Annotated in this window: 22 protein-coding genes and 1 riboswitch; of the genes, 13 read left to right on the top strand and 9 right to left on the bottom strand. The window is 39.1% G+C overall.

Annotated elements, in window-relative coordinates:
• Positions 1 to 37: 37 nt before the first annotated feature.
• The 3 genes from ACO05G_RS00180 to ACO05G_RS00170 all read right to left on the bottom strand — a co-directional run bounded on the left by ACO05G_RS00180 (position 38) and on the right by ACO05G_RS00170 (position 3,035).
• A complete protein-coding gene (locus ACO05G_RS00180; RefSeq protein ID WP_421764154.1) occupies positions 38 to 1,345 on the bottom strand; it encodes an MATE family efflux transporter in 1,308 nt (435 codons plus the stop codon).
• Positions 1,346 to 1,448: 103 nt separating this feature from the next.
• Positions 1,449 to 1,997 (bottom strand): NUDIX domain-containing protein, encoded by a 549-nt coding sequence (locus ACO05G_RS00175; protein ID WP_421764153.1) that lies wholly within the window; start codon positions 1,995 to 1,997, stop codon positions 1,449 to 1,451.
• A gap of 117 nt (positions 1,998 to 2,114) precedes the next feature.
• Positions 2,115 to 3,035, bottom strand: coding sequence for a hypothetical protein (locus ACO05G_RS00170; protein WP_421764152.1), 921 nt, complete (start codon positions 3,033 to 3,035; stop codon positions 2,115 to 2,117).
• 73 nt (positions 3,036 to 3,108) lie between these two features.
• Here ACO05G_RS00170 and ACO05G_RS00165 point away from each other — a divergent pair, with 73 nt between their 5' ends.
• The 3 genes from ACO05G_RS00165 to ACO05G_RS00155 all read left to right on the top strand — a co-directional run bounded on the left by ACO05G_RS00165 (position 3,109) and on the right by ACO05G_RS00155 (position 7,939).
• Positions 3,109 to 4,983, top strand: a complete 1,875-nt coding sequence (locus tag ACO05G_RS00165) for an ABC-F family ATP-binding cassette domain-containing protein (RefSeq protein WP_421764151.1) — start codon at positions 3,109 to 3,111, stop codon at positions 4,981 to 4,983.
• Positions 4,984 to 5,204: 221 nt separating this feature from the next.
• Positions 5,205 to 5,296, top strand: a riboswitch (TPP riboswitch).
• Between the two features lie 74 nt (positions 5,297 to 5,370).
• Complete coding sequence (locus ACO05G_RS00160) at positions 5,371 to 7,593, top strand: TonB-dependent receptor (protein ID WP_421764150.1); 2,223 nt, start codon at positions 5,371 to 5,373, stop codon at positions 7,591 to 7,593.
• Between the two features lie 67 nt (positions 7,594 to 7,660).
• Positions 7,661 to 7,939: a hypothetical protein gene (locus ACO05G_RS00155; protein ID WP_421764149.1), complete on the top strand. Its 279-nt coding sequence runs from the start codon at positions 7,661 to 7,663 to the stop codon at positions 7,937 to 7,939.
• Positions 7,940 to 7,978: 39 nt separating this feature from the next.
• On the opposite strand, the gene ACO05G_RS00150 is transcribed toward ACO05G_RS00155, so the two are convergent.
• From ACO05G_RS00150 to ACO05G_RS00140, 3 genes are all read right to left on the bottom strand, one after another.
• A complete protein-coding gene (locus ACO05G_RS00150) occupies positions 7,979 to 8,968 on the bottom strand; it encodes an aldo/keto reductase (protein ID WP_421764148.1) in 990 nt (329 codons plus the stop codon).
• 4 nt (positions 8,969 to 8,972) lie between these two features.
• Complete coding sequence (locus ACO05G_RS00145) at positions 8,973 to 9,536, bottom strand: outer membrane beta-barrel protein (protein ID WP_421764147.1); 564 nt, start codon at positions 9,534 to 9,536, stop codon at positions 8,973 to 8,975.
• Positions 9,537 to 9,605: 69 nt separating this feature from the next.
• Entirely contained in the window at positions 9,606 to 11,432 is a 1,827-nt protein-coding gene (locus ACO05G_RS00140) for a YfbK domain-containing protein (protein ID WP_421764146.1), read from the bottom strand.
• A gap of 81 nt (positions 11,433 to 11,513) precedes the next feature.
• Here ACO05G_RS00140 and ACO05G_RS00135 point away from each other — a divergent pair, with 81 nt between their 5' ends.
• Positions 11,514 to 12,056 (top strand): RNA polymerase sigma factor, encoded by a 543-nt coding sequence (locus ACO05G_RS00135; RefSeq protein WP_421764145.1) that lies wholly within the window; start codon positions 11,514 to 11,516, stop codon positions 12,054 to 12,056.
• On the top strand, positions 12,043 to 13,437 hold the full coding sequence (locus tag ACO05G_RS00130; RefSeq protein WP_421764144.1) for a TonB family protein: 1,395 nt from the start codon (positions 12,043 to 12,045) through the stop codon (positions 13,435 to 13,437). Before ACO05G_RS00135 ends, ACO05G_RS00130 begins: the two co-directional genes overlap by 14 nt.
• Here the strand turns inward: ACO05G_RS00130 and prmC are convergent.
• Entirely contained in the window at positions 13,427 to 14,263 is an 837-nt protein-coding gene (prmC, locus tag ACO05G_RS00125; RefSeq protein ID WP_421764143.1) for a peptide chain release factor N(5)-glutamine methyltransferase, read from the bottom strand. The two genes, ACO05G_RS00130 and prmC, sit on opposite strands and share 11 nt — an antisense overlap.
• A gap of 23 nt (positions 14,264 to 14,286) precedes the next feature.
• Here prmC and ribD point away from each other — a divergent pair, with 23 nt between their 5' ends.
• The 8 genes from ribD to ACO05G_RS00085 all read left to right on the top strand — a co-directional run bounded on the left by ribD (position 14,287) and on the right by ACO05G_RS00085 (position 21,801).
• The gene (ribD, locus tag ACO05G_RS00120) at positions 14,287 to 15,312 is read left to right on the top strand and encodes a bifunctional diaminohydroxyphosphoribosylaminopyrimidine deaminase/5-amino-6-(5-phosphoribosylamino)uracil reductase RibD (RefSeq protein ID WP_421764142.1); all 1,026 of its coding nucleotides are present in this window, start codon (positions 14,287 to 14,289) and stop codon (positions 15,310 to 15,312) included.
• Complete coding sequence (locus ACO05G_RS00115) at positions 15,305 to 15,781, top strand: GAF domain-containing protein (protein ID WP_421764141.1); 477 nt, start codon at positions 15,305 to 15,307, stop codon at positions 15,779 to 15,781. The genes ribD and ACO05G_RS00115 overlap by 8 nt, the downstream gene beginning before the upstream one ends.
• A gap of 156 nt (positions 15,782 to 15,937) precedes the next feature.
• Complete coding sequence (locus ACO05G_RS00110) at positions 15,938 to 17,908, top strand: GAF domain-containing SpoIIE family protein phosphatase (protein WP_421764140.1); 1,971 nt, start codon at positions 15,938 to 15,940, stop codon at positions 17,906 to 17,908.
• Entirely contained in the window at positions 17,901 to 18,242 is a 342-nt protein-coding gene (locus ACO05G_RS00105) for an STAS domain-containing protein (protein WP_348283487.1), read from the top strand. Before ACO05G_RS00110 ends, ACO05G_RS00105 begins: the two co-directional genes overlap by 8 nt.
• The gene (locus tag ACO05G_RS00100; protein ID WP_348283486.1) at positions 18,235 to 18,645 is read left to right on the top strand and encodes an ATP-binding protein; all 411 of its coding nucleotides are present in this window, start codon (positions 18,235 to 18,237) and stop codon (positions 18,643 to 18,645) included. Before ACO05G_RS00105 ends, ACO05G_RS00100 begins: the two co-directional genes overlap by 8 nt.
• Positions 18,646 to 19,497, top strand: a complete 852-nt coding sequence (locus tag ACO05G_RS00095) for a peptidyl-prolyl cis-trans isomerase (RefSeq protein WP_421764139.1) — start codon at positions 18,646 to 18,648, stop codon at positions 19,495 to 19,497. It abuts the gene before it with no gap.
• The gene (locus ACO05G_RS00090) at positions 19,451 to 20,800 is read left to right on the top strand and encodes a peptidylprolyl isomerase (protein WP_348283484.1); all 1,350 of its coding nucleotides are present in this window, start codon (positions 19,451 to 19,453) and stop codon (positions 20,798 to 20,800) included. Before ACO05G_RS00095 ends, ACO05G_RS00090 begins: the two co-directional genes overlap by 47 nt.
• Before the next feature lie 38 nt (positions 20,801 to 20,838).
• A complete protein-coding gene (locus ACO05G_RS00085; protein WP_348283483.1) occupies positions 20,839 to 21,801 on the top strand; it encodes a MoxR family ATPase in 963 nt (320 codons plus the stop codon).
• Here ACO05G_RS00085 and pheS read toward each other — a convergent pair.
• Both pheS and ACO05G_RS00075 read right to left on the bottom strand, forming a co-directional pair.
• On the bottom strand, positions 21,798 to 22,805 hold the full coding sequence (gene pheS / locus ACO05G_RS00080; protein WP_421764138.1) for a phenylalanine--tRNA ligase subunit alpha: 1,008 nt from the start codon (positions 22,803 to 22,805) through the stop codon (positions 21,798 to 21,800). The two genes, ACO05G_RS00085 and pheS, sit on opposite strands and share 4 nt — an antisense overlap.
• Before the next feature lie 36 nt (positions 22,806 to 22,841).
• On the bottom strand, positions 22,842 to 23,879 hold the full coding sequence (locus tag ACO05G_RS00075; RefSeq protein WP_421764137.1) for an MraY family glycosyltransferase: 1,038 nt from the start codon (positions 23,877 to 23,879) through the stop codon (positions 22,842 to 22,844).
• Positions 23,880 to 23,994: the final 115 nt, after the last annotated feature.

The raw sequence follows: 23,994 nt of genomic DNA, 5'->3' as shown, positions 1-23,994 counted from the left end.
GGCATAGTTACGTCATTCCATCAAAAATGGCAATGTCTTAAAAAGCAACCTTTTTTGATAGCCGATTAAATCTCCAAATATGTAACACCCCTGAAATTGTAAGTCCGATGGATAACCCATACCATACACCCTGCACCCCATGTCCTCCATGAAACGCAAGCCAATATCCAATTGGAATCGCAATGAGCCAATAAGCGACAAATGTGACAATAGTAGGAACTCTGACATCCGTCAATCCCCTAAGAACACCTAATCCAACTGCCTGAATCCCATCTGAAATTTGAAAAGCCGCCGCGATTATTAAAAGTGAAGCAGCGGTGGTCTGAACTACATCATTATCTATGTATAATGCCGGTAAAACGTTCCGAAGTAAAATGAAACTGAGCCCACAAAATGCCATGAAAACTGTCACCAAGGCAAAAGAGGAGAAACCGGCAATTCGTAAGTTTCGCCTGTCTTTTAATCCCATTTGATTACCAATACGGATGGTTGATGCGGCTGCAAGTCCGGTTGCCGCCATATAGCTTATAGCTGCCAGATTTAGCGCAATATTATGTGCAGCTAAAGCCTCCGCACTGATCCACCCAACCATGATTGCTGCCGTGGCAAAAGCTCCCACTTCGAAAACATACTGAAGCCCGGAGGGTACTCCTATTCTCAATAGTTCTTTAATACCTGACCATTTATACTTCCACTCAAAACCGATTATTTTTTTCCTAACCCACCATATCATCACGCTGAACATAATTACTCTAGCCAGCAGTGTGGCTAAACCTGCTCCATTAAGTCCAAGTTCTGGTGCTCCCAGTTTTCCATAGATCAACATATAATTGAAAAAAACATTGAGAAGGTTGGCAAAGACCGATACGATCATGGGGCTAAACGTATCCGACAACCCTTCTGCATATTGCCGAAATGTTTGAAATATCATCAGAGGGATCAATGAGCCACACATTATGATCAGGTAAGGTCCGGCTGCTTCAGCCACCGATTCTTCCTGCCCGAAGTAATTAAGAAAATGGCTGGCAAAATATGCTAAAGCAAATAGTCCTAGTCCCAAACCAAGATTCATGAAAAATCCATTCTGAAGAAACTGTAATAGCTTGGTCTTATCTCTTACATCAGTAGCTGCAACTTTAGGCGTTATTGCGTAGCTCACTCCGATCCCAAAGAGCATAAGCACGTGGTAAATTGTACCTGCAAAAGTTGCCGCCGCTAAAGGAATTACACCGATCCGCCCCACCATTATACTATCGGATACACCCACCATAATATGGCCAAGCTGACCTATTATTACAGGTAGTGATAGGATGATGTTTTTCCGAAAATGTTCCTTGAGGGTCATGCCTTTAAAAAAATCAAGTCGCAAGGTATATCTTCAGCCTCCAACTCGCAATGATGGCTGGTTTATGATGTCATATGAAAATGATGAATCATAAAAGATTTTATTAAAGATTTAGCATTCTTGCCAATCTGTAAATAGCAGCAACGCTGAGGCTATCCGTAATCTCTCCGCGATCACACATCTTAATGGCTTCAATAAATGGAAGTTTTTTTATTTGGAGATCTTCTGTCTCTTCGAACTCGGTTTCTCCAAGCGTTAAATCCTGAGCGAGGTAGACAAAACCCACTTCATCCGTCACCGAATTAGAAGTATGGATTTTGCAAATCTCTGTCCATTTATTAGCGGTCAATCCTGTTTCTTCTTTCAACTCACGTTTAGCTGACTCCAATTTTGGAATATCCAAAGGTCCTCCTCCCATTGGAATTTCCCACGAATATTCATCAAGGGTGTAGCGGTACTGACCTACCAGCCAGGTATCCTGATTTTCATCCAGCGCAATCACACCCAAAGCCCAATTCTTGTAATGTACTTTTCCATAAAGACTTTTTCCTCCACCGGGGTTGGTGACATCATGTTCTGTGAGAGATATCCAGGGGTTGGAGAAAATTTCTTTGGATGAATGGGTGATCCAGGGGTTTTTGTTTTTACTCATATTCCCAAAAGTAAACACCCCTGCTGTCCCCTCAAGGGGACATTTTGTAAAATAAACACAAATAGCAATCCCCCTTTGAAGGGGGGAGTGAAGGAATGAGTGATTGGAGGGGGATGTTTACTCAAAACTCAATCCCAACTCCTTACGTATCTCTCGATCTTTATTGCTGTTCTTTCCCCAGTAGGCCGACAGGATGGTGTTAATGCGTTTAGCTTTAGTAGTCAGCTGTTCGGGATTACCGAAACCACTCAGGTATGTTTCATCCCATCCCAGAATGATATGAGGGAAAGCAGATTCAAAATAAATGGTCAGAGATCTATCTTCATATTCGATTTCATACATTTTATGTGCTTGATCAGCGTACTCTGAAGAAGGAAGGGAAATCAATTTTGTAGTTGCAGGTTTCGAACCGCTCTCTTGATGACGCAACCTTAGATAAAAAGTGGATGGAACAATTTCCACATCACCAATAGGCAGACTTCCAGGATTCAAACGGATTCGTGTCCACAATTCATCTTCCAATATCACATTTGGTACTGATACATCCACATCCCCTTCTGATTCGAAATAGGAAAACCCTCTTAAACGATAATTTTCATCGGATAAATTTAACTGCATCCAGGTATGCCCACACCATTCCTGAGAGGAGGTAGTCACTTTAATAGGATCCGGATATTTGTCGGCTAAAACAGGGGTAAACGTACTCATCATCATAGAGTACGGATATATACCTGTGAGAAATTTCTTCGTCATGTTCAGTTTCATCACGCTCACATTGTCCTCACTTTTGTCTCTCCAGTTATCCAATTTCACTTGCTTGCCCTTAGAAAAAGGTTCTGTAACAAAAACAAGCACCGCCTCTCCATCATGAATTTCACCATACCTGGCTTGCTCAAGTTTGTAACTGGTGATTTCTGCCTTGCCGGCATACCAGTATCCATTAAAATCCTTTGGCTTTTCGGAAGGCACATCTTGTGATTTAGATGGTTCACACGCGATCAGTGAAATCAGAACGAACGAATAAATGAAATTTTTCATGACAGTTGGATTTATACATATAAAACTAAAACCGAATGATTTGTTCCAAATATTGAACACCTACTTTTGCAACATGAATTATCTATCAGTTGAGGAGCTTAGCAAAAGCTATGATGAAAAGAAGCTGTTTGAAAACATTACCTTCGGGCTGGATCAGGGGCAAAAAGCTGCACTTGTAGGTGTAAATGGGACAGGTAAATCTACCCTGATGAAGGTAATTGCTGGAATAGAGTCGCCAGATAAAGGGATTGTTTCTTTTCGAAAAGGACTCACTGTCTCTATGCTAGCCCAGCATCCGGAGTTTAATCCTGAAGAGAAAATCATCGAGGCTGTTTTTGCTGAAGATAAGGAAGAACTAAATGTCATACGGGATTATGAACGTGCCATGTATAAAATGGAGCATGATCCGGAAAATGCGCCGGACCTTTCCCCTATCCTCGAGCGAATGGATGTGCTAAACGCCTGGGAGTACGAACACCAAATAAAGGCTATTTTGGGTCAGTTGGGAATTCATGATCTGGAGAAGAAAATGGGTGACCTTTCAGGCGGACAGAAGAAACGCGTTGCTATCGCTCAGGCATTAGTTGTAAATCCTGATTTCCTAATTCTGGATGAGCCAACTAACCACCTGGATCTGGCTTTGATCGAGTGGCTGGAAAACTACCTTGCAACAGCCAACCTCACACTCTTAATGGTAACACATGATCGCTACTTTTTAGATCGGGTTACGAACGAGATCTTAGAAATCGAACACGGCAAAATCTTTCGATACAAAGGAAATTATTCTCAATTCCTGGAGAAAAAAGCTGAACGCATGGAGATGGAAGCCGCCTCAATCGATAAGGCAAAAAATCTCTTCAAAACGGAGCTGGAATGGATGCGAAGACAACCAAAAGCCAGAGGGACCAAAGCAAAATATCGGGTCGATGCTTTTCAGGATGTAAAAGCCAAAGCACACAGTGCAGTTCATTCACAAAAAATGGAAGTCAACCTTAAAGGTGAGCGTCAGGGAAAAAAGATTTTGGAGCTGGACCATGTGAACAAATCTTATGAAGATTTGACTTTAGTGAAAGACTTCAGCTATGTCTTTAAGCGAAGAGAAAAGATTGGTATCATTGGACCGAATGGAGTGGGTAAGTCTACTTTCCTTAACATTCTATCCCAACAGATAAAACCGGATTCCGGAAACATTGAAACAGGCCAAACAACCAAGTTTGGATATTATACACAGGATGAGACCATCTTCGATCCAAATAAAAAGGTTCTGGATATTGTCAAAGAGGTAGCTGAATACATCGAACTCGATAATGGAAGTCAGGTTTCTGCCTCTCAATTACTTAATCAGTTTATGTTTCCTCCTAAGATGCAACACAACTTTGTGGGTAAGCTGAGTGGAGGAGAAAAGCGAAGGCTTCAACTTCTGCGCGTGCTTATGGCTAATCCAAACTTCCTTATTCTGGATGAGCCAACGAACGACCTGGACATTACCACATTAAATGTCCTTGAAGATTATCTACAGAATTTTGCTGGTTGTTTGATGATTGTGTCTCACGATAGGTACTTTATGGATCGATTGGTTGATCACTTATTTGTCTTTGAGGGGAATGGCAAGATTAGGGACTTCCCTGGTAACTATACAGACTATCGTGACAAAGAAGGTGTGCCGGTTGCCGAGTTACCTCAGCAGGATAAAGAAAGCCGAAAAGTACCGGAACCGGTTGCCGCAAAAGTGAAAACCCGCAAGCTCACGTACAACGAGCAGAGGGAGCTGGATCAGCTGGATAAAGACATTCCTAAACTAGAGGCAAAAAAAGCTGAACTTCAGGAATCCCTCAATTCCGAAACGGAATATGAGAAACTTCAAGAAATCAGTGGTCAGATAAAAGCGATAGAGGACGAGCTAGAGGAGAAAGAAATGCGATGGCTGGAGTTGAGTGAGGTTAATTAGATATTAGATATTAGATATTAGATATTAGATATTAGATATTAGATATTAGATATTAGATTATTTAAATCTTTTATACTTCACAATTTTGGTTTCTGTATTCGAGACAGTCACTTCTTTTACTTTTTTATCGAGGGAGATAATATACAACAGGTCCGGTAATCATACGAACTACTTTTTATTCTCGTTGACCATGTCTTTTTTCCTTAACAGCTAAAACTTCTACATTTGCAATGGGGTGCCGATAAGAGGCTGAGATCATACCCATAAACCTGATCCGGATAATGCCGGCGGAGGGACAGATCAAGATTAAAATCGTGATCAAGTATGATAACCTATAAGGAAGAGTCCCCGCTCTTCGAATGGTTAAATGTTAATTTGTTAAACACAATGAAAATTTTATTTTTATCAGCGATGATGCTGATGTCAGGCTTTGCTATTGCACAAGACAGCCTGAAAACGCAAGAGTTAGATGATGTGATTGTCTATGCTACACGAGCAAAGGAGAATACTCCAACAACCTATTCTGAGATTTCAAGAAAGCAAATAGAAAAGGTGAATCTTGGTCAAGACCTGCCTATGCTGTTGAATTGGTCACCTTCTCTGGTAACCACTTCAGATGCAGGTGCAGGTGTAGGTTATACTGGGTTGAGAATTAGAGGGAGTGATGCAACTCGAATCAATGTGACCATTAATGGTATTCCCGTAAATGATTCAGAGTCTCATGGAGTTTTTTGGGTAAACATGCCTGATTTGGCTTCTACAGTTGATAATATCCAAATCCAACGCGGTGTAGGAACCTCTACGAATGGTGCCGCAGCGTTCGGTGCTTCTGTGAACTTGCAGACAAATGTTCCCTCACAAGATGCATACGCGGAAGTGAACAATAGTTTTGGATCTTTCAATACGCGAAAGCATACACTGATGTACAACACAGGCTTGTTAAATAACAAGTGGTCGTTTGAGTCACGCTTATCAAAAATCGCCTCTGATGGATACATTGATCGTGCAGAGTCCGACCTTCAGTCCTATTTCTTATCAGGAGGATACTATGGAAAAAAGACGATCGTAAAAGCGTTGGTTTTTGGTGGAAAGGAAGTGACCTACCAGAGCTGGTGGGGTACACCACAGGCAGTACTGGAAAATGATGATACTGGAATTGAAGCCGTCATTTCAAATAATGGATACACACCAGAGCAAGCTGAAAACATAAGAACGGCAGGACGTACCTTTAATTATTACCTATATGAAAATGAGGTAGACAATTATCAGCAAGATCACTACCAGCTTCATTTGTCACACAGCCTGTCTTCAGATTGGACATTCAATGTTGCTGGACATTATACCTATGGCAGAGGGTACTTTGAACAATTTCGAGATGATGATGATTTTTCTGATTATAACCTGAATAATGTTACTATTGGAGACAGTACCATTACTTCTACAGACCTCATCAGAAGAAGGTGGTTAGACAATGATTTTTATGGGACTACATTCTCACTAAACTATCTAGGGAAAGGTTTAGACATCACCTTCGGTGGAGCCTGGAATAAGTACGATGGAGATCATTTTGGCGAGATCATATGGGCACAATTCGCAAGTAACAGTGATATTCGAGACCGCTACTATGATAATGTCGGTACCAAAACAGATTTCAACATATATTTAAAAACCAACTATCAACTAAATGATCTAAACCTGTTTGCAGATATGCAGGTAAGAAAGGTTGATTATCAGACCGTAGGAATTGACAGTGACTTGAGAGCTATTAACACTGGGGATGAGTATACATTTTTCAACCCTAAGGTAGGTGCCACCTATACGTTGAACGAAAGCTCAAATGTATATGCCTCTATTGCGATTGGTAACCGTGAACCAGTCAGGAACGATTTTATCGATGCTCCGGGAGGTATTACTCCAACACATGAAACATTAAGAAATCTAGAGGTTGGATACCGAAAATTTGGACAGGACTTTAGTTTCCAGGCCAATTATTACCTGATGGATTACGAAAATCAACTTGTCTTAACTGGGGAACTAAATGATGTAGGATCAAGTGTGCGACAAAATGTCCCAAATAGCTATCGAATGGGGGTTGAATTGGTAGGTGCGTATCAGTTCACAGATCAGGTAAGATGGGATGCAAACCTTACGCTCAGCAGAAATAAGATTAAAAACTTTACTGAAGTCCTATATAATTATGGTGAAAATTTCGATGAGTTTAATATTGAGGAGACACAATTTACGGATACAGATATCTCCTTTTCCCCGAATGTTATTGGTGGTAGTCAATTGACTTATTCACCTTTGGAAGGATTCGAAGCAGCACTTTTGAGTAAATATGTTGGGAAGCAATTTCTAGACAACACCAGCAATGACGCCAGAAGCATTGATGCATATTTTGTCAATGATGTAAGGTTAAGCTATGACTTCCGTTTAGAATCCATCAAAAATGTAAACGTGAGTCTACTTGTCAATAATGTAATGGATGTAGAATACTCTTCAAACGGATACACCTTCGGATATGCCGGCGGTGACTTTGAAGTAAGAGAAAACTACTTTTACCCTCAGGCTGGAAGGAATTTTCTATTGGCTTTGAACTTGAGATTCTAAAAAAAATCATGTCGCGCGATGCTTAATATCATAGGTGTCGCGCTATTTGAAATCTTACTTTGAGGATATGAAAAAGCTTACTGTCCTCAAAGTAGTTTCTATCATTCATATTTCATTGACCATCATATGGACACTCTGGTTTTATAGTGAGCTAGATGATGGCAAGGGATGGGGTTTATTATTTAGCCTGGGGCTGGCTGCTCTTGGTTTTTTAGGACTAATAGTCAGTTGGATTGTTGGATTTATTTGTGAAAAAACTATTCAGCAACAACCAATAAGAATTCAAAACACCATTGAAGCTGCTCTTTTGGTTGGGTTTATAGTATTTGTAGCCCTTTATTTTTGAATCGTAAGGTTCAGGTCTACTTAGCAATGCATCTATTCCCTAAACATCATTATCAATCACCACCTGCTCTAATGCAGAATTGATTTTTCCAAGCTCTTCATCGGTCAACTGAAAGCTCAGGCTCTTTGCATTTTCACTCGCCTGTTTCTCATTCCGAGCTCCAACTAATGCAGCGCTTATTCCCGGACGTTGAACAGTCCAGTTGATTACAAGCTGAGCAAGCGTTACATCACGCTTTTCAGCGATCGGTTTGATCTTTTTCAAAAATTCATTCGTTCTGGACCTATTAGGTTCCTTGAAGAACTTATTATCCGCTCGGTGATCATCACCGTTAAATTCATAATCAGAAGTAATCTTTCCGGTTAACAGCCCTCTTTGTAAAGGGCTATAGGCCAAAATTCCGACTTTTTCCTCTACGCAAAATGGGACAATGTCTTTTTCAATTTTGCGGTACACCATGCTATATGGAGATTGAGTAGATGCCAAATCAATTACCTCTCCGGCTCGGTTCATCATTTCTACTGTATGATTAGACATACCAATCGCTCTAACCTTTCCTTGCTGCTGAAGTTCTTTTAAAACTTCCATTGTTTCCTCAATAGGTGTTGTGGCATCTGGCCTATGAATCTGATACAGGTCGATATAATCGGTACCCAATCGTTTAAGACTATCCTCTACTTCTTGCATGATACCATCTCTTCCGGCATAAGCGTAAGTTTTACCCCCATCACTTGTAGGAAATTGATATTCACCCTTCTCCGTTTTCCAATTGAAGCCAAACTTTGTGAGGATCTCCAACTTATCTCTACCTATTTCTTTGATTGCCTTACCCACCAGAGACTCACTATGTCCAAAACCATAAACAGGAGCCGTATCAATGGAGGTGATGCCTAAATCATGGCTTTTCTTTATTGCTTCTATTGCATCTTTATCGTCATTTCCTCCCCAGGCCTGCCCACCAATGGCCCAAGCTCCGAAAACAATTTGAGAGATGTGAATGTCCGATTTTCCTAGTTGTACTTTTTTCAAATTACTAGTTGTTTAAATTCAATCGTATACCAAAGAACACGTTTGTTGAATTCAAGTTCATTGAGAATACATCTGATGTAGATTCTCCAAAAGCATTTTTAGCAACCTGTCTTGTATATTGAATGACGCCCACACTCGCAACAACTGACCATTTGCTATTCATAAAATAGTGAAGCCTTGGCCTCAAACTAAAAGAAAATCCATTTTGATCGCTTTCAGTACCTGACCCTTCAGATTTACCAAATCCATATGATCCTGAAATAAATGGTGAAAAATAGACTTTTGGATTAAGCTCAATGAATTGCTCATATCCGATAATGAATGAGGTAAAATTGCTTTTGTTTGTACCTCCACCAAAATCATTTTTCTGATGAGAATAGCTTATGCCAGCATATACCACTTCATTTTCTGATGTCCCGAATCCAATTAAAGGTTGAATAAAAAAGAAGTCGCTACCATTAGCGTTAGAATATGACAGGCTTAAGTCTACGACTTTAGCTCCTTCCTTAATTTGCGCTGAAGCAATAATGGAAGAAAGTAAAAGGGTGAATGCTAATAGATTTCTCATAAGGGTTTTTCTTACAAGAATAATAAAAAAGGCGATTCCAATGGAATCGCCCTTGACCAAACTTAAAACTCAATTATTTGGACTCATACTTTTGACTAGGCCTACCAACTCAATAAACTCACTTCGGTAGCCAAACTCATCTGTTCCTTTCGAAGACTTAGCCATTTGTAGTACATCTGCATATTGCAAATCTCCTTTATACTCTGAGTCTCTCAAAAGCATCCCAAATCCGGCTACTGCCATTGACCAATCTAAATTATGGCTAGACCTTCTAATCTCATTTTCTACCACTTCCGTTATCAGTTTGCTCTTTGTTCCATTCGGCTCTTTGTATCGAAACTTAACCGTGAGCAGTTCTTTATTTGAACCAACAATTTTTTGATCATTTGTCTGATATTTTAAGGGATCAATGTCTTTTACAAACTCGCTCTTTACACCGACAGGAATGATCTGATAAAGCGCAGTTACGGTGTGTCCACTGCCCAGCTCACCGGCATCCTTTTTATCATCGTTAAAATCCTCCGCATTTAGCATTCTGTTTTCATATCCAATTAAGCGATAGGCTTGTACAACTGTAGGATTGAATTCTACCTGGATCTTCACATCCTTTGCTATTGTGAACATTGTGCCTCCAAACTCATTCACCAAAACTTTCTTTGCCTCCTTCATGGTGTCGATATATGCGTAGTTTCCATTTCCTTTGTCAGCCAGGATTTCCATTTTAGAGTCCTTATAATTTCCCATACCAAAACCAAGCACAGTCAGGAAAACTCCCTCATTTCTCTTTTCCTCTATCAACCGCTCCATAGAAGCATTGCTGGATGCACCCACGTTGAAATCTCCATCTGTTGCTAAAACCACTCGATTATTTCCTCCCACTACATATTGTTCTTTGGCAATTTTATATGCCAGTTGAATTCCGGCACCTCCTGCAGTTGATCCTCCAGCCTGTAACTGATCCAAAGCATCCATGATTTTCTTTTTATCATTTCCATCCGTTGGCTCTAAAACCACGCCAGCTGCTCCAGCATATACCACAATGGATACCTTGTCTTGTGGTCGTAGCTCATTAACCAATAACTTAAAAGCAGATTTTAATAGAGGTAGTTTGTTTGGTGCACTCATTGATCCAGACACATCTAACAAGAATACAATGTTTGAAGCGGGAAGATTTTCCAGCTCAATCTTTTTCCCCTGAAGACCTATTTGCGCGATCATATGCTTTTCGTTCCAGGGTGCTCTTGCTACTTCGGTATTAATTGAAAATGGATCATCACCTTCCGGATTTTCATATTCATAGTTGAAATAATTTATCATTTCTTCAATGCGAACGGCATCTTTTTGTGGGAGCTGTCCATTATTGATGAACCTACGTACGTTGCTGTAGGAAGCTGCATCCACATCTATAGAAAATGTAGAGAGTGCTTCATCCAAAACCTTTTTAAATCCATTTTCATGAATAGTGGAGTATTCCTCCGTATTATAATTGGCATACTGATCCTGCACAAAGCCAGTTGTATAGCTCATCGACCTACTAACCGCAGCACTCTTCTTCCCTCTAAAGAATTTAGGTTTTGAAACTCCAGCTACTACCACCTCCTGAAGCTCACCTTCTACAGCAGAAATAAGCACCACATCGACAACTTTTCTTTTTCCCACCTTTTGTTCCTGCGATTCAAAACCGACATAAGAGAAAACGAGGATTGATTTTTCACTTGGTACCTCAATGGAATAGAACCCATTGATGTCTGTAATAACACCTGAAGTAGTCCCCTTGATAACAACATTCACTCCAGGTAATGACTGGCCACCCTCGTCAGTGACTGTACCATTTACATACTTGGCACTAACATTGAGCGTCAGCGACAGAGAAAGTAAGATTATTAACTGTTTCATCTCTTTTTTCATTTGATTTGACATTGAGATGCAGATATGAAACAGATTCCATAATTTTTTCTGAAAAAAGACAAAACCATATTGCCGACGGATGAAGAAATCCTTTCTCGATACCGAAAAACAGGTGATCAGGAATTAATCGGTAGTTTATTTAACTCTTACATGCTTTTGGTCTATGGGCTTTGTTTGAAGTATTTAAAAAACAGGGCTGATAGTCAGGATGCTACCATGGCGATCTATGAACACATAAGCGATAAACTTCTTGGAACAGAAGTAAACCATTTCAAAAGCTGGCTATTCATGGTCAGTAAAAATCATTGCTTAATGGAATTGCGTAAAAAGAACCCAGAAGTGCATGGAGATATTTTTATGGAATCTGCGGAAGCAATGCATCTTATTGATGAGAAAATTGAATTGGAGAAAGACATTGAGGCATTAGAAGAATGCATCGAGGAGTTAAAGGAAGATCAAAAGATTTGTGTGAACTTGTTTTTCCTCGAGAGGAAAAGCTATCAACAAATTACTGAGGAAACTAAAATAGATTTAAAGAAAGTTAAGAGTCACATTCAAAATGGTAAGCGAAATTTGAAAATGTGTCTCGAGAGCAAGAATGTCAGAAGATAAAAACCATATCAGCAAAATCGAAAGGTATTTGAAAGGTCAAATGAGTCCGGAGGAAGCGCATGCTTTTGAACGTGAGGCTTTAGATGATCCATTTACACAAGAGGCGCTGGAAGGTTTTGAATCACAAGGTATTGACTCACTTTCCGATCTGGAACAACTGAAAAAGGAAATCTCAGCTAAGAAAAAGCAACCATTTTCAATTTCAAGAATAGCTGCAGTCATTGCATTATTGATTGTTGGTTCTTTTACCGTCTACTTTTTTACAACCCAAATTGAAAATGAGCAACTCGCATTAGAAAAAGAACCTGTTGAGGAAATCGTTAATAGCACACCTATTCCAGACACCACTTTCATTCAAGATCAAAAAGAAGTGGCTGAAGGGGTTCGATCCACTGATGAAAACGATCAAGTCAAGGAGTTCAAGCAAGACGGGCTCAGGGTTGAAGATAAAGATGATGATGTAACTCAACTGTTAATTGAAGAAGATGAAGGGCTATTAGCTGAAGTTACCTCTGATGAAGTGTTTGCCAAAATTGAAACGGAAGAGGTGGTCGCAGTTACCGAACTGGTATCTTCTAATGATGATCCTACAGACGTACTTAAAACCCAAGTTTCTGGTGCTGCATATGAAAAAGCTGAAATTGCCTCAGATATTGATTCTTCTCAACTTGATGAAGTTGTCATCATCGCACAGCCTTTACTTGCACAGGAATCAACAGAAAAAATCAACTCGCTTGAAAGAGGCAAGAGATCCAAAACTATGCCTTCATCAGCAACTTTAAGAAGTTTGGTAGCTGCTGAAATTATTACTGGGAAAGTAATCGATGATTCCGGTGAACCACTTCCAGGTGTTAACGTAGTAATTAAAGGCACCACGACAGGTGTGATCACTAATATAGAAGGGAACTTCCAGCTCCCAAAAACAGATAACCAAACATTGGTGTTTTCTTTTGTGGGATTTGAAACTCAAGAGATTGATGTTGGCAATCGTTCCTCTCTTGAGGTTACCCTCGGAGGAGCTACTGCTCTTCAGGAAGTAGTGGTTACAGGATATAGCACTTCCGATGAAGGTGAAACAGGTCCAAGTTATTCACCTGCCCATCCAACCATTGGAAATCGAGCGTACAAAAAGTATCTCGAAGAAAATCTCCAGTATCCGGTAGCTGCAAAAGACAATGAAATTGAAGGCACAGTTGTCCTAGAGATCAGGATAAGTTCAAGTGGTGACATTCAGGATATCTTTATTAAAAAAAGTTTAGGATATGGCTGTGATCAGGAAGCTATCCGATTGGTCGAACACGGACCCGGTTGGAACTCAGCTGAAAAGGATGGTAATCCGGTTGAGGATAAATTAAGATTGAAAGTAAAATTTAAACTCTGACAGCCGAAACCATTCGATCTTTTCCTTGCATATCCTGATACAGGATGACATCTAAATATCCAACAGCTTTGAGAAAGTCTGTCACTTGCTTTCCATAGTTTTCATGAATTTCAAAATAAAGCTTTCCTTCCTTTTTCAAACTCTTCAAACCTAATTTAGAAATTCGTTTGTAGAATAGGATAGGGTCATCATTAGGTACAAATAAAGCTAACGCAGGTTCATATTCAAGCACATTCCCGCTCATTTCGACCTTCTCTCTCATCGGTATGTATGGAGGGTTACTAACCAATATATCCAAGTCCTTTTCTGGTAATTCTTCCGAAAGAACATCGCTTTTCAAAAAAGTAGCTGACGACTTGAGTGAGGTTGCATTCTGATTAGCTATTTCAATTGCTTCATCAGAAATATCAACTCCATAGACCTTGCTCTTTAGCTCTAAATTCAACGTCACTGAAATACATCCCGAACCTACTCCAACATCAAGAATTCTCAGGTTCGTTTGTTTATTCTCTTTAATAATTACATCACATAGCTCTTCCGTTTCTGGTCTGGGGATAAGGGCTCCAGGACTGATTTGAAATTTTCTACCATAAAAGTCAGCCACTCCCGTCACGTGTTGGATAGGTTCTTTTTTTAACAATCTTCGAATCAGATTTTCGAGCTTATCTTCAAGCACACTTTTATCTATCTCTGTTAGAATATCCGCTCTACTTATTTTAAATACATCCTCTAACAACAAGTATGATATGTTCTCTGCCTCACGGCTATCATAAACTTTTTCAAGTCGTTTCGCTGTTTCTTGCCAGATTTGCTTGACATTTTGCATCTTAAAGCGAAACTACACATTCAATGGATGATACGCGATACATGAAACGAGCACTGGAACTTGCCGAACTCGGCAGAGGACTTGTTTCACCCAACCCAATGGTGGGTTGCGTTATCGTCCATGATCATAAAATAATTGGAGAAGGCTATCACAAAAAATATGGTGAAGCACACGCTGAAGTTAATGCTATCCAGTCGGTAACAGATCAGTCCCGGCTTCCTAAAAGTACTGCATATGTGACCCTTGAACCTTGTGCACATCATGGTAAGACTCCACCATGCGTTGATCTATTAATTGAAAAGAAAATTAAGCGCGTGGTGGTAGCATCTATGGATCCTTTTGATCAAGTAAATGGAAAAGGGATTGAAAAATTAAAGCAGGCAGGAATAGATACTGCTACCGGAATAATGGAAAGTGAAGCTGACGCACTTAATGTCAGGTTTTTCACTGCAATTAGCAAGCAAAGACCCTATGTGATTCTTAAATGGGCGCAAACAAAAGACGGTTTTGTGGCACGTGAAAACCACGACTCAAAGTGGATCAGTAATTCATCATCCAGGCAGTTGGTTCATAAATGGAGAGTAGAGGAAGATGCAATTCTTGTTGGGAAGAACACGGCCCTTCATGATAATCCGTCACTTACTGCTCGGGAATGGGTTGGACAAAATCCAATTCGAATCCTTTTGGATAGTAATCTGGAAGTACACAAAGAAGCTAAACTGTTTAATAATGATGCGCCCACACTGGTTTTTAATTCCCTGAAAGAAGAAAAGATTAAAAACATTGAGTGGATAAAAACAGATATGAATAATCCATGGAGTGTGTTGCGACATTTATCTGAACGCAACATTCAATCTGTCATTATTGAAGGCGGATCTCAGGTATTGAACTCTTTTATCAACGAAAACTGTTGGGATGAAGCAAGAGTATTTGAATCGGAGAAAACGTTCGGAAAAGGCATCATGGCATCTAGTATTGAAAGAGATGTGTTTTCTGAAACAGCGATCTTTAATGACAAATTAACCATTTATAAAAACACACATGGCTGAAGATTTAACCCTAATAAAAGAAGGAACAAAAGAGGAAAAGTATATATCCTTAATTCCTCAAATAGAGGGACTACTGTATGGTGAATCTAATAGGATCGCCAACTTTGCCAATATATCAGCAGCCTTGAAAGAAGGTATGAACTTTTTCTGGGTAGGATTCTACCTTGTTGATTCTGACGATGAACTAGTACTTGGCCCATTTCAGGGCCCTGTAGCCTGTACCCGAATCAAAAAGGGCAAAGGAGTATGCGGAACATGCTGGGAAAAAGAAGAGGCACTTATTGTCCCAAATGTAGATGAATTCCCTGGCCACATCGCATGTGCATCAGCGTCAAAATCAGAGGTAGTGTTACCAGTGAAAAAAGAGGGGAAAACCATAGCAATCCTCGATGTTGATAGCTCGAAGCCTGACGATTTTGATGAGATTGACGCCCAATACCTGCAACAGATTGTTGATTTGATTGATTAACATACTTTAACCACTCTCAGACTCGCTGTAGGCATTATGTAGGCTAAGCAATGTATTTTTGCTGTCGTGTCGGACAAGGTGAAAATAAGGCTAAGTTTTCTCGGGGCAATTATTTGCTGGCTACTGTTTACAGGGTCCAGTATTTATTTGCAATTCGTGGAAAACTATGACATGAAGGTGGACTTCTCCAACTTCTTTCCACAACTATGCTTTACCGGTTTTGTACTTTCCACCTTTGCCTATTACAGGTATATCATAACAAAAGCCGACACGCTCAATTTCACGGATTTACTCTGGAAGGTCTTTATAACAGGTTTAATTACCACCTTAATTTCGTTGGCTATTCGGCTTTTTTTTACTGTTTTTGCTCAAAGTACTTTAGTAGAAAGCCCTTTAACAGTCAACTTTTTTTACAATATTCTGATTGCGCTTGTTGTAATTTTCATGGTGTCAACGCTGGTCGTTTGGAAAAGACTCATCCTTTATCAAAAATCTAAAAATCTACTCCAGCTCTGGGGTTTCTTTGAAATAGCTCTGGTCGCCAGCCTATTGTTTGATTTTTTTAGCATCCAGTATGGAGAACCAAAATTTAACGTAGCGTTAGTCATTTTAGGATGTTTCTCTATCATTTTGGTTTTTAATCTCAAGTGGGTTGCTTATTTAAATTTTAAGCAGAAATGGAAGGGTATTCTTTTTATCCTACTATCTGCAATCTATCTATACCACTTCCTATTAAACCTACTCAAGTTTTCAAGCACTGAAGTCCTTGTAATAGATTTATTTGATAGGGTTTTTATTTGGGGGCTCTTCATATTTTTATTTCTTTATGCAGTCATCTCCATTTTAGTAACATTATTTAACCTCCCTACCTCTTCTGTCTTTGAGCAAAAACTGAAGGAAGCACTCGATTTCCAAAAATTGAGTCAATCGATTCCCAGAGGCGAAACTAGAGATCAGACCTATGAGATTTTATTAGAAAGTTCAATGAGTGCTGTATTTGCCGATGCGGCATGGCTGGAAATAAAAGAGGAGAGCGGTATAACTAAAGTAATCAGAAACCTGAAAGATCAGGAAGTAAACGCGATAAAATCCTCCATCAAAAGTGAGACTATAAAATCAATTCTAAAACTTGAACTAAACAGTGAAATAAACCCTGGCAAACTGACTGATGACCTAAAGCATCAACAGTATAAATCGATTATTGCCCTGCCCATCATGGTGCAGAACCGGCAAGAAGGGTTTATTGTATTGCTAAATGAAGTTTCGGAGGCTTTCAACAGAGAGATGGTAAATATCATTACCACGTTTGTCAACCAGGCTAGTATCTCGCTTGAGAATCTGACGCTGATCAAAGAGTCTATTGAAAACGAGCGCTACAAGGAGCAACTGAAGATTGCCAAGAATGTACAAAAGAGCTTATTACCAACCTCGCTTATTAACAATGATCATCTGACAATGGCGGCCTTTTCAATGGCAGCTGACGAAGTAGGTGGTGATTATTATGATATACTGGAATACAAGAAGAATCACTTTGGATTAATCATTGGGGATGTATCAGGAAAAGGAACCAGTGCAGCATTTCAGATGGCCCAGATGAAAGGAATTTTTCACAGTCTCGCTCATCAAGGAGTTACTCCCGAGGAGTTTAACAAAAAAGCAAATATTGCGTTAAGTCAATGCTTAGATAAAACATCTTTTATCACCGCCACTTACTTTGACATTAATACAGAAAAAAATATCCTTCATTTTTCTAGAGCCGGACATTGCCCAAGCCTATTTTATTGTAAAACAGCGGATTCTGTTGACTATTTGAAATGTGATGGAATGGGACTTGGAATGGTAAGAAACTCAAGCTACGATGATTACGTTCATAGCAATACTGTGAACTATCATGTAGGAGATACTCTGCTCCTTTATACAGATGGAATCACTGAGGCTAAAAATAGTGATGGAGAACAATTTGGAGATATCCGCTTAAAGAAAGCTTTCACAAAACATGCCTCTAAAGCACCCGACCAGGTAAAAGAAGGAATAAAAAATGATCTCTCTGAGTTTATAGGTGAGATGGTTATAGATGATGATTACACACTTGTGGTTATTCAATTTAAAGACAGTAAAAATGGTTGATATTAAGACAGATAATAACGAAGGAATCCATTTTATCCATGTAAATGGAGAAATAGATGCTGGCTCAAGTATTTATCTGGATGATGCGCTAAAAGGCGCGATGGAAAATGGTGAGAAAAAAATAGTCGTTGATTTGTCGGGACTGGACTATATCTCTTCCGCTGGTTTAGGCGTATTTATTTCACACTTGGACGAGTTTAGATTGCAAAAAATCAGATTGACAATTTTTGGCATCAACGAAACGGTAAAGCAAGTGTTTGATATACTCGGACTAGAAAAATTATTAACAATCGTTGAAAATAAGGAAGCAGCAATAAGCTCACTTAATGAGTAAAAAACTGACCATAGGATGTAATAAAAAAGAATTGGTGAGAATTCGCCAATTCACTTCCGATATGCTTGAGGAGCATAAGGTCCCGGATTTGCAAGCGCACAAGCTTGTTTTGGCTGTGGATGAAGTCTGTGCTAACCTGATCATTCATGCCAATGATTGTAACCCAAGCAGCCATATTGAATTCAACATTGACTTTAAGCCCAAGCAAATAGTCTTCACCTTTAAAGACAAAGGCACAGGCTTTGATATAAATGAATATGATTCCCCCTCTATGGAAGAACTTGTATCTACCAGAAGGCAAGGTGGTTTAGGTCTTATGTTGGTAAAAAGAATAATGGATAAAATTGAGTTCTCTACTGAAAAGAATCACAATATTTGCAGACTCATTAAAATGTATCCTTAAATGAGAAACATCCTCATTTTGACCATATTATTTTTAACAGGCTGTCAATATTTCCAACCAAAGGAGGAAACGCAGGAAACAGTGATTGCAAGAGTTGGAGAAAAACAGCTTCTCGCTACTAATTTAGTTGATTTGATTCCCTCTAATCTTACACCGATGGACAGTGCAATCTTCGTAGAAAAGTTTGTTCTCGATTGGGTGAAGAAACAACTTTTAATTACCAAAGCTGAAGAAGCCATAGACTTCAATGAAGCAAGAATTCAGAAGAAAGTGCTTGATTATCAATATGCACTCATGGTTCACGAGCTTGAGCAAAAATACATTGACGCTAACCTAAACGAACAAGTAAGTGAATTTGAAATTCAGGCATATTACAATGAAAAATCTGAAAATTTCGTTTTGAGACAAAACCTTGCAAAGTGCATTTATTTTAAAATTCCTGCTTCTGCTCCAGATGTTTGGAGGTTTAGAAGAAATCTGAAGAATTACCCAAAAGATACCACTCAAATTTGGGAGTATGCAAACGTGCATGCTGTTAAAGCGTTTATCGAGGATTCGGTTTGGATCAAATTTGATGAGGTACTCATCGAAACCCCTTTGAAAGATATTAGTGATAAAACAGCATTTCTGAAAACCAACAGCTCAGTTGAAGTCTCGGATGAGGATTTTATTTATTTTCTGAAAATTTTCGAATACAAATTAATTGGTGAGATAGCACCACTTGAATTTATTAAAGAAAGTGTTTCGGATATCATCATCAACAAGCGAAAAATTGCTCTGAAGGTAGAGCTGGAAAAGAAAATTTATGAAGAAGCAGAACAATCAAATGCGTTTGAAATATTTCCTAATTAGTTTATCCCTTATTCTGGCCGTTTCCTCTTTTGCTCAAAAAGAGGAAGTAGTAATAGATAAAATTATAGCTAAGGTTGATGACTACATCATTTTAAAATCTGAGTTGGAACGATCTTATCTTGACTTTCTTTCTCAAGGGCAAATGAGAGGAAGTAATGCGAAGTGTCAGATTCTTCAGCAATTGGTGGTGAATAAAATGTTGATGGCCCAGTCAGAAATTGATTCCATTTTTGTAGCGGATGCTGAGGTAAACAATAACCTGGATCGAAGAATGTCAGTTATGGCTCAGCAATTCGGAGGAGAAGAAGCGATAGAGAAAGCATATGGGAAGAGTTTAGAGCAAATCCGGTCCGAGATATTCGATAATATCAAGGAGCAAATGACTATTCAGCGGATGCAATCCGAATTAACTTCAAGCATGAAGGTGACACCATCGGAGGTCAAGAAATTTTTTAAGAATATTCCTCAAGATTCCCTCCCTTACTTTTCCACTGAAGTCTCTATTGCCCAAATCGTTAAAGACGCCAAAGCAGGAACGTCTCAAAAAGATAAGGTTAGAAATCTAATGTTGCAGATTAGGAGCCGAATAGAAAGTGGTGAATCATTTGCGGATTTAGCCAAACAATACTCTCAGGATCCAGGGTCTGCCGCAAATGGTGGTCAGCTAGGTTTTTACAGCAGAGGTGAGTTAGCTCCAGAATATGAAGCTGCCGCACTCTCTATGAAACCTGGAGGGATCTCTATGCCGGTTGAAACTCAATTTGGATTCCATCTTATTCAGCTACAAGAAAAAAGAGGTAATACATATAGGTCCCGGCATATTCTCATCAGTCCTCAACCTAATCAAAACGACTATAAAAGAACTGAACAATATCTTGACAGCCTTAGGACGGTGATTATAAATGATAGCATTACATTTCAAGCTGCTGCGAAGGAGTATTCTGATGATCAATTGACCTCTTCAGCTGGTGGATTCTTTCAGGATGAAACCGGAGCTTTACGTATCCCTGCTGAGCAACTGGACCCAAACGTTTTCTTTACTATTGATACAATGAAAATCGGAAACATAACCAAGCCAATTCGTTTCCAAAAAGAAGATGGGAGTTATGCATTTCGCCTTATCTACTACAAAAATAAAGTTGCACCTCATCAGGCAAACCTTAAAGACGATTATCAAAAAATTGCAGCTGCTACTTTAGCTCAAAAGAAAAATGCAAAAATTTCTCAATGGTTTGAAAAGGCACGAGGAAATGTGTTTATTGAAATAGACCCTGAGTACGATTATTGTAACCTCTCCAATTAAATTACGATTAAACAGGGACTTATTAAAGCAAAATATATATGGCCGAAAACAAGGATGTAGCATTAGCAGATGAATTAGCCGTTGATTTCTCAAAGCTTGAAGCTGAAATTTCAAAAAAGATAATTGGACAAAAAGAAGTAGTTAGGCTTCTGATTACATCACTTTTTTGCAATGGACATTCTCTCCTTGTAGGTGTGCCAGGCTTAGCAAAAACATTACTAGTTCAAACGGTTTCAAAGTGTCTGGGATTAGATTTTAATCGCGTGCAATTTACTCCTGACTTAATGCCTTCAGATATTTTAGGTGCTGAAACATTGGATAAAGAGCGAAACCTGAGATTTATTAAAGGACCCATCTTCTCCAATGTGATTCTTGCTGATGAAATTAACAGGACCCCTCCAAAAACTCAATCAGCTTTGCTGGAAGCCATGCAGGAGGGTGCTGTCACAATTGCCGGGATGAATTATACTTTAGATAAGCCATTTTTTGTCCTTGCCACCCAAAACCCAATCGAACAAGAAGGTACATATCCACTGCCAGAAGCTCAGCTTGATCGATTTATGTTTATGATCAAACTTAATTACCCAGGATACGAGGATGAAATTGAGGTAATTAAACGAACTACTTCAGAAGAAATTTCAAAGGTTTCGGAGGTGATTTCAAAATCGCAAATTCTAAAATATCAACAATTGGTAAGGAAGGTCCCTGTGGCAGACAATGTATTTGAATATGCCGTTAATCTTGTTGCAAAATCAAGACCTCATGGGGAGAAGGCCGATGCTATTTCTAACGAATACCTGGAATGGGGAGCTGGACCCAGGGCGGGACAATTTCTGGTTCTTGCTGCAAAGTGCAATGCATTAATTAATGGAAAATACTCCCCGGACATTGAGGATATCAAAGAAGTAGCGACTCCTGTTTTACGTCACAGAATAGTCCGCAATTTCAAAGCAGAGGCTGAAGGTATTTCAGAAGAGAAGATCATTAGTGATCTTCTCTAAAATTGCTTTAAAAACCTTATATCATTTTCTGAAAACAGCCTTAGGTCATCCAGTTGGTACTTAAGCATAGTTACACGTTCAATACCCATTCCAAATGCGAATCCGCTGTATTTGGTAGAATCAATTCCACAATTCTCCAATACATTTGGATCCACCATTCCTGATCCCGCTATCTCTACCCATCCGGTCTGCTTACATATTTTACATCCTGATCCGCCACAGATAAAGCAACTGATATCAATTTCAGCACTAGGTTCAGTAAAAGGAAAATAAGAGGGTCTCAATCTTATTTTTGTGTCCTTACCAAACATTTCTTTCGAAAAATGATAAAGCGTATTTTTCAAATCTTTAAAACTAATGTTCTCGCCAACTACCAATCCCTCTACCTGATGGAAAAAACAATGCGCTCGAGCCGATATAGCTTCATTTCTATAAACACGTCCAGGCATTATTGATCTTATTGGAGGTTTCTTAGCTTTCATCAAACGTGTCTGAACATTTGATGTATGAGTTCTAAGAAGTATGTCAGGATCTTTTTCTATAAAGTATGTATCCTGCATTTCCCTTGCCGGATGATTTTTAGGGAAGTTCAGCGCGGTGAAATTGTTCCAGTCATTATCTATCTCCGGACCATCCTCCACATTAAATCCCTGACGTTCAAAAATCTCTATAATCCGACTTCTGGTTTGCGAAATAGGATGGATGGAGCCCTCCATTGCATAAATACCTGGTAAGGTGACATCAACATCTGCAGAAGAAACTTCTTTTGAATTTAGCGAAGCAGATAGCTCTTTGAGTTTGGTAGCTGCAAGTACCTTTAATTCGTTTAGTGCAGGTCCAAGTTCTCTTTTTTGATCCGACGGAACACTTTTAAATTCTCCGAAAAGCTCATTTATGACATTATTTCGACCAATAAATTTTAGGCGGAATTGTTCTATTTCTTCCTCCGTTTTAGCCGAAGTGTCCTTAATTTCAGAAAAAAGTGATTTTACCTTATCGAGCATATAATTGCTAATTCAAATGAATTGCAAAAATACTAATTAAAGCGAGGTATACTCCTTGCTCAATTTAATTTCTGGAGGTATCAGTTGAGCTACTCGCGCCGCTTCTCGTCTCATGAGCTTTCTATCCAATAGGTAACCAATTGCCACAGTAATAATGGTCATTGTTAACATCAACCAAAGTTCTCCTATTTCCTGAAAAGTAAGCGTCAGCCCAATAATCAATATATTGTACCCTACCAGAATAAGGGTTGATGATGCGTGATTAAAACCTAATTTCAAAAGGACATGATGTATATGGTTCCTATCTGGTGATAATGGGTGTTTCCCAGTATAAAATCTTATAATGAATACCCTAAGTGTATCATACACAGGCAAAACAAATAATGCCAAACTAACTGCCACTGGAGAAATAATCACAGAAGGTGGTATCGGTACCGCTAAAAATTTTACCATGAGGGTTGTGAGAATAAAACCAAAAACCATTGATCCTGTATCTCCCATAAACACCTTCGATGGATACCAATTGTAAAGTAAAAAACCGAGCGACGCTCCTACAATTGTAAAAGCAAAAGTAGCATCCAGGTAATATCCGCTTTGTATTGCTGCCCATCCCAAGAATGTGGCTATTACTAAAGCAATACTACCTGCCAGACCATCTATGCCATCAATTAGATTGAAAGCATTGGTCATAACTACAATTACAAAAATCGTAAAAATCTCATCAAGAATCCATGGAAAATTTTCAACTCCAAATAACCCGTGGAAACCTTCAATTTTGATGCCTCCGAAATATACTACCAGAAATGATGCGAAAATTTGAACAACGAGTTTGTGATGTGCCATAAGGCTTGAAAGGTCATCTCGAACACCAAGTAAGAAAATCAAGATCCCTCCGCCAATGAAATACTTTTGCGATGCTAATTCTGCAAAAGAAACAGACATCATTACCGCCAGCAATATGCCAATGAAAATTGCAATACCTCCCAAAGAAGGCGTGCTAACGCTGTGAATTTTTCGTTTATCAGGTCTATCTAATAAATCAATTGATTTAAATATTCTAATGACAACTGGCATTAAAGTCAGTGTTACTAAAAAAGATGTCGCTATAGCAATTGGGATACCCACTTTTAAATTTTGAGATCATTTACACGAATGTCCATGATCAAGCTTAAAATTGTTCATTTTTCTA

The organism is Ekhidna sp. (assembly GCF_965227465.1).
Lineage (GTDB): Bacteria > Bacteroidota > Bacteroidia > Cytophagales > Cyclobacteriaceae > Ekhidna.
This window is presented reverse-complemented; position numbering and strand designations above follow the sequence as displayed.